General features: G+C 63.7%; 9 protein-coding genes and 1 pseudogene. 6 read left to right on the top strand and 4 right to left on the bottom strand.

What is annotated here, in order from left to right; genetic code table 11:
• From holA to ACVOLJ_RS08745, 4 genes are all read right to left on the bottom strand, one after another.
• Window positions 1–1,038 (bottom strand): DNA polymerase III subunit delta, encoded by a 1,038-nt coding sequence (gene holA, locus ACVOLJ_RS08760; RefSeq protein WP_481563948.1) that lies wholly within the window; start codon window positions 1,036–1,038, stop codon window positions 1–3.
• Window positions 1,039–1,050: 12 nt separating this feature from the next.
• Entirely contained in the window at window positions 1,051–1,626 is a 576-nt protein-coding gene (locus ACVOLJ_RS08755) for an LPS-assembly lipoprotein LptE (RefSeq protein ID WP_475280431.1), read from the bottom strand.
• Between the two features lie 139 nt (window positions 1,627–1,765).
• Window positions 1,766–4,405: a leucine--tRNA ligase gene (gene leuS, locus ACVOLJ_RS08750; protein WP_481563947.1), complete on the bottom strand. Its 2,640-nt coding sequence runs from the start codon at window positions 4,403–4,405 to the stop codon at window positions 1,766–1,768.
• Between the two features lie 105 nt (window positions 4,406–4,510).
• Window positions 4,511–5,110: a DUF998 domain-containing protein gene (locus ACVOLJ_RS08745; protein ID WP_481563946.1), complete on the bottom strand. Its 600-nt coding sequence runs from the start codon at window positions 5,108–5,110 to the stop codon at window positions 4,511–4,513.
• Between the two features lie 153 nt (window positions 5,111–5,263).
• Between ACVOLJ_RS08745 and ACVOLJ_RS08740 the strand changes: the two genes are divergently transcribed.
• The 6 genes and pseudogenes from ACVOLJ_RS08740 (at window position 5,264) to ACVOLJ_RS08715 (ending at window position 13,601) form a co-directional block, all read left to right on the top strand.
• On the top strand, window positions 5,264–5,518 hold the full coding sequence (locus ACVOLJ_RS08740; protein WP_481563945.1) for a hypothetical protein: 255 nt from the start codon (window positions 5,264–5,266) through the stop codon (window positions 5,516–5,518).
• 128 nt (window positions 5,519–5,646) lie between these two features.
• Complete coding sequence (gene trxA, locus ACVOLJ_RS08735) at window positions 5,647–6,504, top strand: thioredoxin (RefSeq protein ID WP_475280435.1); 858 nt, start codon at window positions 5,647–5,649, stop codon at window positions 6,502–6,504.
• Between the two features lie 109 nt (window positions 6,505–6,613).
• On the top strand, window positions 6,614–8,314 hold the full coding sequence (locus ACVOLJ_RS08730; protein ID WP_481563944.1) for a FecR family protein: 1,701 nt from the start codon (window positions 6,614–6,616) through the stop codon (window positions 8,312–8,314).
• Complete coding sequence (locus ACVOLJ_RS08725; protein ID WP_475280437.1) at window positions 8,311–9,942, top strand: CHASE2 domain-containing protein; 1,632 nt, start codon at window positions 8,311–8,313, stop codon at window positions 9,940–9,942. Before ACVOLJ_RS08730 ends, ACVOLJ_RS08725 begins: the two co-directional genes overlap by 4 nt.
• A 90-nt stretch (window positions 9,943–10,032) precedes the next feature.
• Window positions 10,033–10,179, top strand: a pseudogene (locus ACVOLJ_RS08720) (tetrameric acyl-CoA thioesterase); the annotation flags it as partial.
• A 1,493-nt stretch (window positions 10,180–11,672) separates the two neighbouring features.
• Entirely contained in the window at window positions 11,673–13,601 is a 1,929-nt protein-coding gene (locus tag ACVOLJ_RS08715) for a hypothetical protein (RefSeq protein WP_481563943.1), read from the top strand.
• Window positions 13,602–14,817: the final 1,216 nt, after the last annotated feature.

Here is a 14,817-nt window from a genome sequence, read left to right as displayed (position 1 = left end):
TCAGGCCCGGGCGAGCAGGCGCACCGCACGTGCCTCGGCCACCGCCACCAGCAGGCGCTCCAGGGCCAGCCAGGCATCGCCATCGGCGCGGCCCTTGGCGATGCGATCGACCAGACCCGCCTCGGCCACGAAACGCTCCCAGCGCTTGCCTTCGGGATGCCGCTGCAGCGCGCGCTTGTACGGGGCCTGCCGCGACTCCCAGATGCCGCGCGACTTCATTTCCGCAGCCAGGTTGCCGCCACGCGCCTGTACCCGCGCCAGGGCGGCACCGGCCAGCAGTTCACGGATGACGATCGGCATCAGCGCGGCCACCGCCTCGCCTTCGCCACGCAGGCCAGCCAGCATCCGCAGCACGGCCTGTGGCTGGCCGGAGAACGTGGCCTCCACCAGCCGGAACACGTCGTAGCGGGCCGCATCGGCAACCAGCGACTCCATCCGCTCGACGTCCAGGGTCTGACCGTCGGCCAGCAGGGCGAGCTTGTCGATTTCCTGTGCGGCAGCCAGCAGGTTGCCTTCCACGCGTTCGGCCAACCGCTGTACCGCCGCAGGCTCTGCACGCAGGCTTCTGCTGCGCAGGCGGCGTTCAATCCAGTCCGGCAGCTCATGCGGCTTGATCGCCCAGGCCACCGACAGCACGCCGACCCGGTTGACCGCCTCGGCCCACTTGCCTTGATGGGCCTTGCTCCACTCGTTGGCGGTGATCATCAGGATCACGTCCGGGGCTGGATCGGCGCAGAAGCGGCTGATCACCTCGCCACCGTCCTTGCCCGGCTTGCCACTGGGCAGGCGCACTTCCACCAGACGGCGGGCACTGAACAGGCTGGGGGCGTTGAAACTGGCGTCGAGCTGGTTCCAGTCGAAATCGCGACCATCGGCGTCGAACACTTCACGCTCGTCGATACCGGTGGCACGGGCGCGGGCGCGCACGGCATCTGCCGCTTCGAGCACGCGCAGGGTTTCCGGCCCGGCGATCAGGTAGACCGGCGCCAGCACCGTGTCAGCACTCTGGCCGGCCAGCTGTTCCGGGCGCAGTTCCATCGGGCGTCCGGCTCAGTGCTGGACGGCGGGCGCGGGCTCGATCGGATCGGCATCGACCGGCTTGGGCGCCGACAGGCTGCCGCCCTTCTCCAGCTCCGCACGCACCACGCTGTCGATGCGGCGGATGATCGATGCAGACATTTCCCGGCGCAGTTCATCGGCCAGGATCTCGCGTTCGGTGGTGGTACCGGTGGCGTCGGTCGGCGGTGACACGTAGTCGCGCGACAGTTCGATCACCTGCTGCGGCACCAGGTCGCTGCCGTCTTCGCGACGGAAGATGAAGATCACCGCATAGCGCAGGCTGTATTCCTGGGCGCGGCCCTGCGAATCGATGGCGATCGGCAGGTCACCCCAGCGCTCGGAAAGCACCTGCAGCTGGGCGTTGGGGCCCTTGCTGTCCTCATCGGCCAGACGGGCGCCGGACGCCAGCAGGCTGCGGTTCAACAGCTTGACCAGCTCGCTGTAGGGTGCGGTGGACACCACCTTCACCGGTGCCGTATCGGTCGGCAGCATCAGCTTGTTGCGCAGGTGGAAACCACAGCCGGCGAGGCCAAGGGCAAGAACGAGGGCAAGCAGGATTCGGGTCATGTAGACAGTCTGGCGGAGCCGGGCGATCACGGCAACCGACAGGGTGCCCGAGGCCGCGTGAACGCAGGGCCATCGGCCGGGCATGCCGGGCGTGGCGACAACGCACCGGCCGCCACTACGGCGACCGGTGCGGGGTACATCAGGCAGCGACGATGTTAACGATCTTGCCCGGGACGATGATGATCTTGCGCACCGCCAGGCCTTCCAGGAACTTGGCGGCGTTCGGCTCGGCCAGCGCCAGCGCTTCGACCTGCTCGCGCGCGGCGTCGGCAGCCACCTCGATCGTGCCTCGCAGCTTGCCGTTGACCTGCACGGCCAGCGTCAGCGCATCACGCACCAGTGCGCCGCTGTCGGCCTGCGGGAACGGCTGGTCTTCCAGCAGCGTCTCGCCATGGCCCAGCACCTGCCACAGGGCGTGGCTGGCATGCGGGGTGATCGGGTTCAGCAGCAGCACGATGGCCTGCAGTGCTTCCTGCCGTACCGCACGGCCCTGGTCGCTGCCATCGTCGAACTTGGCCAGTGCGTTCATCAGCTCCATCACCGCAGCGATGGCGGTGTTGAAGCTGTGACGGCGGCCGTAGTCGTCGCCGACCTTGCCGATGGTCTCGTGGGTCTTGCGGCGCAGGGCCTTCTGGCTGGCATCCAGTACGGCCGCGTCCAGCGCCGGTGCGGCGCCGTCGGCAGCGTGCTTCTGCACCTGTGCCCACAAGCGGCGCAGGAAGCGGGCCATGCCGTCCACACCCGCTTCGTTCCACTCCAGCGACTGTTCCGGCGGCGCGGCGAACATCGAGAACAGGCGCACGGTGTCGGCGCCGTACTTGCCGACCATCGCCTGCGGGTCCACGCCGTTGTTCTTCGACTTGGACATCTTCTCGGTGCCACCGACCACCACCGGCTGGCCGTCGGCGATCAGGGTGGCGCCGGTGATGCGGCCGCGCTCGTCACGCTGCACGTCCACATCGGCCGGGTTGATCCAGTCCTTGGAACCGTCGGGGTTCGGGCGGTAATAGGTTTCGGCGATCACCATGCCCTGGCAGAGCAGGTTGCGCGCCGGTTCGTTGCTGTCCACCATCCGCGCGTCGCGCAGCAGCTTGTGGTAGAAACGGAAGTACATCAGGTGCAGGATCGCGTGCTCGATGCCGCCGATGTACTGGTCCACCGGCAGCCAGTAATTGCCGCGCTTGTCCACCGCATCACGGGCACCGGGCGAGGTGTAGCGCGCGTAGTACCAGCTCGACTCCATGAAGGTGTCGAAGGTGTCGGTCTCGCGTTCGGCCGCGCCGCCGCACTCCGGGCAGGTGGTCTTGCGCCATTCCGGATCGGTCTTGATCGGCGAACCGGTCCCGGCGAAGGCCACGTCTTCCGGCAGCACCACCGGCAGCTGTTCTTCCGGCACCGGCACCGCGCCACACTTGCCGCAGTAGATCACCGGAATCGGGCAGCCCCAGTAACGCTGGCGGCTCACGCCCCAGTCGCGCAGGCGGTAATTGACACGACGCTGGCCCTGCGCCTTGCGTTCGAAACGCTCGGCCAGTGCCTCGAAAGCGCCCTGGAAGTCCAGGCCGTCAAATTCTTCGGAATTGATCAGCTCGGTTTCGCGGGTCTTGTCGCCGTACCAGTCCTGCCAGCGGCTGCTGTCATAGCCGGCGTCGTCCTTGCGCGGGGCCTTCAACGCGATGACCTGGCGGATCGGCAGGCTGTACTTGTTGGCGAACTCGAAATCGCGCTGGTCATGCCCGGGCACGGCCATCACCGCACCGGTGCCATAGCCCATCAGCACGAAGTTGGCGACCCAGACCGGTACCTTTTCGCCGGTGACCGGATGGATGGCGCGCAGGCCGGTATCCATGCCGCGCTTTTCCTGGGTTTCCAGCTCGGCCTCGGATACGCCGCCCTGCTTCAGGTCGGCCAACATCGTGGCCAGTGCCGGGTTGCTCTTCGCCGCGTGCAGGGCCAGCGGATGTTCGCCGGCGATCGACACGAAGGTCACGCCCATCACGGTGTCCGGACGGGTGGTGAACACCCGCAGCGGGTCCAGCGCGGCGCCGTCGACATCGCGCACGTCGAACTGGATTTCCAGGCCTTCCGAACGCCCGATCCAGTTGCGCTGCATGGTCTTGACCGAATCCGGCCAGCCGTCCAGCTCATCCAGGCCGTCCAGCAGTTCCTGTGCGTAATCGGTGATACGCAGGAACCACTGCGGAATCTCGCGCTTTTCCACCAGTGCGCCGGAGCGCCAGCCACGGCCATCGATGACCTGCTCGTTGGCCAGCACGGTCTGGTCGACCGGGTCCCAGTTCACCACCGCGTTGCGGCGGTAGGCCAGGCCCTTGCGCATCAGGCGGGTGAACATGCGCTGCTCGTGGACGTAATAGTCCGGGCGGCAGGTGGCGAACTCGCGCGACCAGTCGATGGCATAGCCCAGCGACTGCAGCTGGGTGCGCATGTGGTCGATGTTCTTGTAGGTCCAGGCCGCCGGGGCGGTCTTGTTCTTGATCGCCGCGTTTTCCGCTGGCAGGCCGAATGCGTCCCAGCCCATCGGCTGCAGTACGTTGTGGCCGGTCATGCGCTTGTAGCGGCTGATCACGTCGCCGATCGTGTAATTGCGTACGTGGCCCATGTGCAGCGCACCGGACGGATACGGAAGCATCGACAGGCAGTAGTACTTCGGCTTGTCCGAGGCTTCATCGACCTCGAAGGCACGGGTGGCATCCCAGTACTGCTGGGCGGCGGATTCAACCTGCTGCGGATCGTAAACGTTGGGTTCGACGCTGGTCATGTAACACGCGGTTGCGGCGGCAAAGCGGTACAGCGTACCGCAGTGCGGCAAATGGCTCCAATCCTGCCCATCGGGCACGGTCGCCGCCGTGCCCCCGGCGCCGTCTCAGCGCAGCCGCGACAGCGGCAGCATCGTGGCCAGCCACAGCGCCCAGCAGGCGAATGCCAGGCGCTGCGCCAGCGGAGCGGGCAGTACACCCTGCAAGGCAAATGCGGCCAGCGCGGCCAGCACGCCACAGGCAACGGCCAGCCCGCCCAGGGCGCGGCCGTGGGGCTGGCGCAGCTGGGCGATGCCCAGCAGCAGGGTGCCGGCCACCAAGCCCAGCACCCAGACCATCCAGGCGCTGGCGTGCAGCTGGCTGGCACGGCCATGCAGGTCCTCGATGTCCAGCGGCAGCAGGCCCATCGCAGCGAACGCGAGCCCGGCCAGCAGCAGCATCTGGCTGCCGACCCGCGGCGCCCAGCCAGCCTGGGGCGGTAGACCGCGGCGCAGACGCTCGGCTGCCACCGCCGCCAGCAGGCCCGGCAGCACGAAGCCGAGCAGGTTGAAGGCCAACGCATGCGGGACCCCGTGCGCGCCCAGCAGTGCCACCGGGTGCAACAGCTGCGAATACCCCGGCAAGGCCACGCCAAACCCGGCCACCGACAGCACGAACAGCGCTGCGGCAAGCAATCCCACCCAACGATCCAGCCAAACCAAGGACATCACAGCAACCCGTTGCAGGAACACCCGACATTGTCGCGTCAGCCGGCACGCCCGCCAAGCCATCGGTGATTTCGTAGTTTTTGCATGTTCGTGATCGCTGCCATTGCCGATGCTGGGCCCGTGGCACTACCGCCACCCCGGGAGCCCTTCGTAATGATCAAGCGCATCATCGCCGTTACCACCCTGACCCTCGGCCTGGCCGCCGGCGCGCAGGCCGCCGATTTCAGCTGTCACGCCAAGATCGGGCCGGCCAGCGCCGCGCAGAACAGCAGCAGCATCATGGGCAGTGTCAGCGCTGCCAACCAGCAGGCCGCTGAATTGGAGTACTTCAAGCGTACGTCCGCGATCAAGACGATCAGCTCCGGCCGCTGGATGATCCACGAGCTGTATTGCCTGCCGCGTTCCTGAGCCCGCTGCGGCGGGCCTCCCGGTCCGCCGTCGGCCCCCGCGCGGGCTGGTCAATGAAGGCCCGGGTTGAGACCGGCAGTGATCGTCACCATAGAATCGGTCTCCCGTTGCCAGACGATGCATCCCCCATGACCGAGACCACCTACGTATTCGACGCCACCACTGCGACCTTCGAGGCCGAAGTGCTGCAGAAGTCGCTGCAGACCCCGGTCCTGGTGGACTTCTGGGCGACCTGGTGCGGCCCGTGCAAGACACTCGGGCCGATGCTGGAAAAGCTGGCGGCTGAATACAACGGTGCGTTTGAGCTGGCCAAGGTCGATGTCGACAAGGAGCAGCAGATCGCCGCCGCGTTCCAGATCCGTTCGGTGCCGACCGTCTTCCTGGTCAAGGGTGGACAGCTGGTTGACGGCTTCCCCGGCGCCATCCCGGAAGGCCAGCTGCGGGAATTCCTGGCCCAGCACGGGGTCGTGCCGGCCGACATCGGTGAGACCGTCAGCGAAGAAGAGGCTCCGCTGGACCCGCAGGCCCAGGTCGACGTGCTGCGTGCGCAGATCGCTGCCGAGCCGGACAAGGACGAGCTGAAGCTTGATCTGGCCCTGGCCCTGCTGCAGGTCGGCGGCGTGGACGAGGCCGGCACCCTGATCGATGCCCTGCCCGCCAACCTCGCCACCGACGACCGCGCCGTGCGTGGCCGTGCCCGCCTGAGTTTCGCCGCCGCACTGAAGGATGCGCCGGCCGCCGAGGTGCTTGATGCCCGCATCGCCGCCGACGGCAAGGACCTGCAGGCGCGCCACCTGCGTGGCGTGCAATTGCTGCTGGCAGGTGAGGACGAAGCCGCGCTGGAACAGTTCCTGGAGATGCTGCGGATCGACCGCAGCTACCAGGAAGGACTGCCGCGCAAGGCCCTGATCGATGCCTTCAACGTGATCACCGATGAAGACCTGGTGGGCCGCGCGCGCCGCCGGATGGCCTCGCTGCTGTTCTGAACGGCAGCGGTATCGTTCAGATTTCCTGCACTGAACGCGGGCAATAATGCCCGCGATGGTGGCCGCGCGACGGCCGCCACGATCCGTTCGGGGGGATGAGGTCGGGGCCATGGGGTCTTGCTGCTGCGCCCCCGCTTTGCCGGGACTGCAATCTGTGACCGTTGGCCGCTCGTCGTCTTTCATCCTGCATCTGCTGCGCACCCTGCTGTGCGCCCTGTGCCTGTTGCCGGCAGTTGCCGGCGCGCAGGACTGGAACTACCGGGTCCGTCCCGGCGATACCCTGTGGGACCTGGGCGGGGCCTATCTGAAGCCCAGCGTGCGCTGGCAACAGCTGCAGCAGCACAACCGCATCGATAACCCCTACCGGCTGCCGCCGGGCGAGCTGCTGCGCTTCCCGATCAGCTGGCTGCGCACCGAACCGGCCCCCGCACGCATCCTGGCCGTGCGCGGCCAGGTCGAACTGACCGCGGCCGATGGCAGCGCGTCCCGTGCCGTCCGCGCCGGTGAACAGCTGCACATCGGCGATGCGGTCCAGACCCAGGCCGATTCCAGCATCACCCTCGAATTCGCCGACGCCTCGCGCCTGCAGCTGCGGGAGCACTCGCGCCTGCGCCTTGACCAGCTCAGCCGCTACGGCCGCACCGGCATGGTCGACACGCGCCTGCGGCTGCAGCAGGGTCGCGCAAGCAATCGGGTCACCCCCGCGCGCGGCCCCGCCTCGCGCTACATCATCGATGCCCCCACAGCCACCAGCAGTGTGCGCGGCACGGTGTTCCGGGTCAGCGCCGGTGATGAAGCGCATGCCGGCGCCACCGAAGTGCTGGAAGGCAAGGTGCAGGTCGGCAACCCGCATGGCCAGCGCCTGGTGCAGCCGGGCCAGGCCAGCCGCAGTGGCGGGGCCGACGCCGCACCCGAGGCCGTTTCCGGCTTGCTGCCCGCCCCCCACCTGCAGGCGGACGCGCTGCGCCTGGACGCGCTGCCCGCGCGACTGGCCTGGGAGCCGGTCTCCGGCGCCGATCATTACCGGGTTGAAGTCGTACAGGCGGCCACGCCGGAAATCCTGTTGTTTGCCGCCACCACCACCGATACCCGGCTGGCGATTGCCGAACTGCCGCCGGGATCGCTGCGCGTGCTGCTGCGCGCGGTGGATGCGCAAGGCGTGGAAGGCGTGGATGCCAACGAGGATTTCGTCCTCAACGATCAGCCGCCGCCACCGCTGACGGTGTCGCCGCTGCACGGGCAGACCGTCAACAGCGACCGCCCGCGCTTCCAGTGGAGCCAGGCACCCGGCGCCAGCAGCAGCATGCTGCAGGTCGCCGAGGAACCGCAGTTCCTGCAGCCCCTGCGCGAACAGAGCACGGGCGGCACCGATCTGCGCGTGGGCAAGCCGTTGGCGCCAGGCCAGTATTACTGGCGGGTGGCCTCGCGTGATGCGCAGGGCCACCAGGGCCGTTATGGCCAGCCGGTCTCGCTGCAGCTGACCGATGCACCGGTGGACCCGGCACTGCAGCCGCCCGAAGCCGCCAACGGCGAATTGACCCTGCGCTGGCAGGCCGGCAGCGACGGGCAGCGTTACCGCGTGCAGGTCGATCGTCGCGGCGATTTCAGCACACCCGTGGTGGATGCCACCGTCGACCAGCCGCAGATCAGTTTCAAGCGGCCCTGGCGCGGCAGGCTGCACATCCGCGTGCAGTACATCGATGACGACGGCCACGCCGGCCCGTTCTCGCCCGCCCAGCAGGTCAAGCTTCCCTGTCGCCTGTGCTATGGCGCCGGCGGCGGTGCCGTGCTGCTGTGGCTGTTGCTGTGAGGCGTTCGCCACTGCCGTGGTCGCGAAGGATCCTGCTTGCAGTGCTGGCGGGGATCGCAACGGCCGTGGTCAGTCACGGTGCATGGCTGTGGCGGCAGGACGAGAGCGCGTACGACCTGATGGTCGGCAGCTGGGACTACCGTCCCGACCCGAGCGTGCTGATCGTGGCCATCGATGAAGGCAGCCTGCAGCGGCTCGGCCAGTGGCCTTGGCCGCGTTCGGTGCATGCGCGCCTGCTGGACCGGTTGACCGATGCCGGTGCCGAGCGCATCGCGCTGGATCTGATGCTGTCCGAGCCTGACCGCCGCGACGCGCGCCAGGATGCCGAACTGGCCGCTGCGATCCGTCGCAACGGCCGCGTCGTGCTGCCGGTGCTGGCCGCTCCCGCAGCCGGTGATCGCATGGCAGAGGAGATGCTGCCGATCCCGCTGATCGCCGCAAGCGCTGCCGCGCTGGGGCACAGCGATGTCGAAGTGGATGGCGACGGCGTTGCCCGTGGGGTCTACCTGCGGGCCGGTATCGGCCAGGCGCACTGGCCAGCGCTGGGACTGGCGTTGACCGGCCTGCCTGCGCAACGCGTGCAGGGCTTGCCCGACCCCGACCCGGAACTCGATTCACCCTACCAATGGCGCCGCGATGACTACGTGCGGGTGCGCTATGCAGGCCCGCCCGAGCGCCTGCCGCAGGTGTCCTACGCCGATGTGCTGGAAGGACGGGTTGACGCGTCCATGCTGCGCGGTCGCCGCATCGTGGTGGGCATGACCGCCAGTGGCATCGCCCCCCGCCTGCTGACCCCCACGACCCGCGAATACTGGATGAGCGGCAGCGAGTACCAGGCCAACATCGCCTCGATGCTGCTGCAGGAAAAGCAGATCCAGGTGTTGCCGCGGGCCTGGCAGGATGCACTTGCCGGCCTGCTGGTGGCGGCGTGCGTGATGCTGCTCGGGCTGCGCCTGCCGTGGGTGGTGGCGCTGTGCTCGCTGCCGGCCGCGCCACTGCTGAGCTGGCTGCTGCTGCGCATCGGCAGCCTGTGGTGGGCACCGGCCAGTGCGATGCTCGGCATCCTGCTGGTATTGACCGCCTGGGCGACCTGGCGGATCGCCTCCTGGCACCGCCAGGCCAATCGCGATGCGCTCACCGGCCTCGGCAATCGCCTGCGATTCGAACAGTCACTGCAGCAGGAATGCGACGCCGCACGCCGCAACGGAAAGCCGCTGAGCCTGGCCCTGATCGATGTCGATCACTTCAAGCGCCACAACGATCGCCATGGCCATCAGGTCGGCGATCGGGTGCTGTGCGAGGTGGCGCGCCTGATCCAGGCCCATGCCCGTCGCCCCCGCGACATGGCGGCACGCTACGGCGGCGACGAGTTTGCACTGGTGCTGCCGGACACGCCGGCCGAGGGCGCGCGACAGGTGATTGAAGATCTGATCAGCTGCGTGCGCGCCCTTCCAGCGCCGGGCGACGGTACCGACAGCGACACCGCTGTGACCCTCACCGTCGGCATCTACACCCGCGTGCCCGACGGCGATCTGCAGCCCCATCATTTCGTGGAAGGCGCCGACAACGCGCTCTATCGCGCCAAGGACAATGGCCGCGATGGCTATGTGATCGACAGCGGCCTGTAACGCCTCACGCCCTGGCGAAGGTCGCACCGGGGTGCAACATACGCATGCGAATGGTTAGACTGACAGCCTCGCCCCCTGCCCGGTCTTCGCATGAAAGCCAGCACCTTCCGCTTCGGCCTCAACCTGTGGCCACCGTTCCTGTTCACCGGCATCCATGTCACCCGCATCACCCCGGACTACCGGCAGATCGATGTGGAACTGCGCCTGCGTCCCTGGAACCGCAACTACGTGGGATCAATCATGGCAACTAAGATGTGATGCCACTTGCTCCATCCGTCCCGGTGACCTAGGATCGGTCGACATCCCGCGGGACCGCCGGCATGCGTGTAATAGCTCGTGATCCACATCAGCTAGAAGCTGCCGGCTATCCGTCGCTGGTCCACGTCCCATTTCTAATTCACGAAGACGGGACCTACCCTGATGAAGCGAACAGGTACATTCGCGTCCGTTCGTTATGTGAATGGCAGTTGCAAATGGGGAACGAGTCTGCGCCATCTCGATCCGGCAGGCGATTCCTGACAGCCCAAACGTCCCATGCCGTCGCCTGGCGTATCGGAGCGTTTCTAGATTGGTGTGAAGAGACCAAACGTGATTGGCGAGAAGCCAGCTATTTTGATGACCTAATACTGGCATGGCAGCCTAAACTTCTTTCTGGTGAGGCAAGCAAATCGGGCAAACCACTTAGTCACGACGCTGCAAACGTTTTGATTAGCGAGGCATGCTATTTCCTAACTTGGGCCGGCGATCCACTTCGTGGCCTGAGAGAACCATTCAACGTGGTGACCAATAGTGTTTCGGTCTCGACGTCAAGAGGAACAAGCGCCAGCGGTGACAGAAGGCGCAGCGTGGAATCGCGCGTAGGGGCCCTAGCCTCTACTAGAGGCCAGTTCCTTCTTCCGACTCCGGAGGAGGTGGGGATCTGGATGCTGGGCATGCGATCACGCTACCCTGTCAAGGCATTGATGGCTGAGCTCATCCTTGCCACTGGCATAAGGCTCAGCGAATGTTGCGAGTGGCGCATCGACACACTTCCACACAAGGAACTATGGACGATTCGCGACGGCAAGGTCACCGTAGTCCTTCGCCATGGAATCAAAGGACCCAAGGTCACCCCAGGAAGCACGCTTTCGGCTAGACCTCGAGACATTGAGATTCCCATTGAACTCGCGCTCCGAATCAATCACTACGCCACCGTCACTCGCCCAACTCAGCTGTTACGCTGGACAAAGGCAGATAAAACCCCTGACGGTCGCACAAGGCGCATCCGCGCACAAAAGCCCATCCATCTTTGGCTATCCGAATTTTCCAACCAGCCATTTGACAAGAATCAGTTATACAACGCCTGGACCACCGCTCCAGGCCGCCCCAGAGGATGGCACCCTCACCGCGGCCGACACTTCTTCGCTGTGGAAACTGTCGTCGAATGGTTGCGCAATGATCTAGCCTCCCGGCGAACATCAGACGTTCCGGAGATGTCCTGGCTCTTGGCAGTTGCAAGAGATCAGATCAGCCTGATACTCGCCCCAAAGATGGGACACGTTAGCGCAGAGACGACTCTCCTGTATCTGAAAGCAGCACATTCACGCCTGGCGCAAGAGTACGGGCACCCCGCGATTCGTTGGCAAAACTTCTGTGACCAAGCGAGCGATTAGCCAATGCACATCACTGGCCAACCGCTATTCCCAGCAAAATTCATTCAGTGCACACATCCGGATCACCTGAGCCATTCCATGGACTTTTCCGAGTTCTGGAATGGCACATCAAAGATGGGGCCTGAACGTAGATTCAACTGGAAGGGTGACATCTTGGGTCGCCCAGAGCTTGCGAATGCCCTATGGCACCCTCTACGCCACCATTTGGCAGGCAGAAAGCCAAGTGCATTTCTCAGCGCCATCTCAGCACTGAGAGACTTTTTCCGATTCTTAGACACCTATGAGGCTGCAGGGCATCAACCAATCGTCAGGCTTGACGATATCCGAATGGAGCACTCCATTCTATGGCTTACCCCCCTACCCGGAACCTGGGAGCCACCAAACCAAAAGCGCATCCACAACATAGTCGGAAGCCTCATACGTGCGGCCCGCAAAGACGTCTTTGGTCCGCAGGATACATTTGACTGGCACCCCTTTCATAAACGCAACCCAATAAATACGAAAGAGATTCCATCCGAGTCTGAGACAAGAGAGGCACTCGCCTTACTGAAAGGCAGAGCTCGAGTTATATTCGCCCGCTGGAAGCGTGCAGATGAACTGGCAAGCCAGGGACGAAACTTACTCGATATAAGGCAAGGAAAGGGAAGAAGCGGGGCTTTCGACTTTGAGGTGTCAGAGGCCGATCTGCATACGACATATCGCGAAATAATAAAGAGAAGTGGCGACGCGATTCCTAGTGTCTATCGCGTTACGGCCGCGCTAGGACATGCCGAAGGACAGCGCAACATCCCCGGATGGTGGCCCGTCCATCCTCTCGGCCATGTCAAGCGCGGAGAGCGAATCCAGATCGACGAATTGATTGCTGGACTCTATCCGTCGATCGAAGACATCCAGACGCTCCTCCTCCTATTCATTGCTAGAACCGGCTGGAACGCGAGCACGGCAGTTGCCCTGGACATTTCAGATGGAAGCTGGGCACAGCTGCACGGGGATACCAGTTCAGGCTTGTGGCGCATTGAATCAATGAAGGCGCGCGCGAACTCTTGGCAGTGGACGCTTTCCCAAGAGCGTACCACGACAGGCGCTTATCAGATCATAAGAACACTTCTTGACCGAACGCACGAGCTTAGGAACTTAGTACTCACCTCTCCCGAACGTTCGAGTCACCCATCCATTGCCGCGAGGTCGCCTTGGCTGGCGGCAGGGTCTAGCTCGAGATCCTCGCAGGTGTTCGTCCAAACAAGCGAACACGGGAATCGACCGGCCGCTCACTGGAAGAATCTAGTAAAAGAGCACAATGCATCTGCTCCGCCGCATCGACCAAAAATTCCCGAATCGATGACACCATCAGACTGGAGAGACATATACGCGGACTTCGTTTTCCGCGACTCCAGATATTCGTGGATCATGGTCCAGTGGGCTCTCGGCCACAAACACTTGCGCACAACGCGACACTACCTTCGATCACGCCTGTGGCGTCAATCCAGCGAGAAGAAGCTATCCCACCTCGTGACCACTATGATCAACGGCATTGAGGTAAACGCAAGAATCGACTTTGCGGTGATACGCGCAGAGGTCGAATTGGGACAGAAGGTCGACAAGGCCGCACTGGATAGGCTCGATCTTTACCGCTTAGCACTGACAGAACGCGACTTAAGCTACACCGGTCATTTCTGCACTTCTCCATTCACTCCTCCTCGACAAATTGACCCGACCAACTCACTCAGCGGCTTGGAGCGATGCAAACGAGGCGAACGCTGCACCAGCTGCCCTCAGGGGCTCGCGGTAGACAGCTTCTTGATGTGCAAGAGAGTTGCTGAGCTCAAATGGCTCAAAGAAAACGTTAATGACGTTATCTGGCACGAGTCTCACTATGCATGCGACTTGGACTCCCTTCTAGCCGAATTGACACAGTGGCCAGCGGACGATGTTGCTTCGCAAGTCAGGCATTGGGAGGAGAAGATCGCCAAAGGGCATCACCGAGTACTTCGGTTCGGTGGAAATTAATGATCACGCCTAAATCAAATCGAAATACGATAGCCGAGACGCAGGCTAAAATCCTAAGCGAGCTTGATCCTCGCGCCATAAAGTCCATGAGTCGCGAGCAGCTATCAGAACTGCAGAAGCGCCTAGGCTATGGTGATCAGTGGCGAATCTGGGAAGTACCCAAGGAATGGGCACCTCCATCGCATGCGTCCATGGGACATCGAATTGTTCGCCTGATTGATGACCGCCCAGAGGCTGACGTTGCTTGGACAGAGATACTGCGATTCGCACTCGTGCGATCATTGGTTCCCGGACAACGCTATGGAGTTCCAAAGCCTTTAACTGTGAGGAATGAGGTAAGGACGGCGACTCAAGTGGCCAGCACAATGATCGACCTCAAACCGGAGCCAGCCAGATGGTGGAGTCTTACGTCTGAAGACGAGCTCGTGCGACGGAAGGGCGTACGCGGGAAGACTCTTTTCCTCAGCCTGGGCTATCTGCATCGTCAAGGTTATATATGGGACTGCCCAGCATCACGGCCCCTAGATGGCAAGTACGAACGCAACCGAAAGAACGAGCCTCCACCAAAAAACCATGCAAAGGGCGGCAAACAATGGCTTCCGCTGCCAGATGAGTTCACAGGCCAATGTGGGCAAAGAGCACTTTGGATTCTCACAACACTTGGCCCTACTCTGCTGGCCCTCTTTGATGCGGTCCTTCAAACAGATCGCGAACTTGTGTCATCTGATAGCGCGGGCAAGTCGCTTTCAAGTAGGAACGCAAAGATCGTTAAGTTGATTCGTGAATGGACGTGGTCGGATCCGAACGGAGCAGCAATATCCTCAGCGCCCTTCTCTCTACACATGAAGAGAAAGGTCCGGCACTCCACCGCGGCGAAGGATGCTCAACTCCCAGCGTATGAAAACTTCACGTGGCCGCCAAACACCCTGGGAGAGGTTACTCAGTTGGTGTCCACGTTGCAGTCTTGCCATCTATGGTTACTGCTGCTCGCCTCTGGCCCGAGAGCTTCGACAGTACTCGGCTACGATACAAATTGCCTCGTGCGATCTTCGGATGGCCTTCGATTGGAGGCTAGGCTCTACAAGACAGCGGAACAAAGAACCGGACGCAATCGTGACTGGCCTGCGCCTCCGATTGTGATAAAGGCCATCGAACAGCAGATGCGTCTTGCGGAACTGATAAAATCGAGCAACAGGGCTTCGCCAGAGGCGGTTGG

The sequence above is a fragment of the Stenotrophomonas sp. STEN046 genome, from assembly GCF_056759755.1.
Note: the sequence above shows the minus strand (reverse complement) of the source record. Positions and strands in the feature narration are given on the sequence as shown.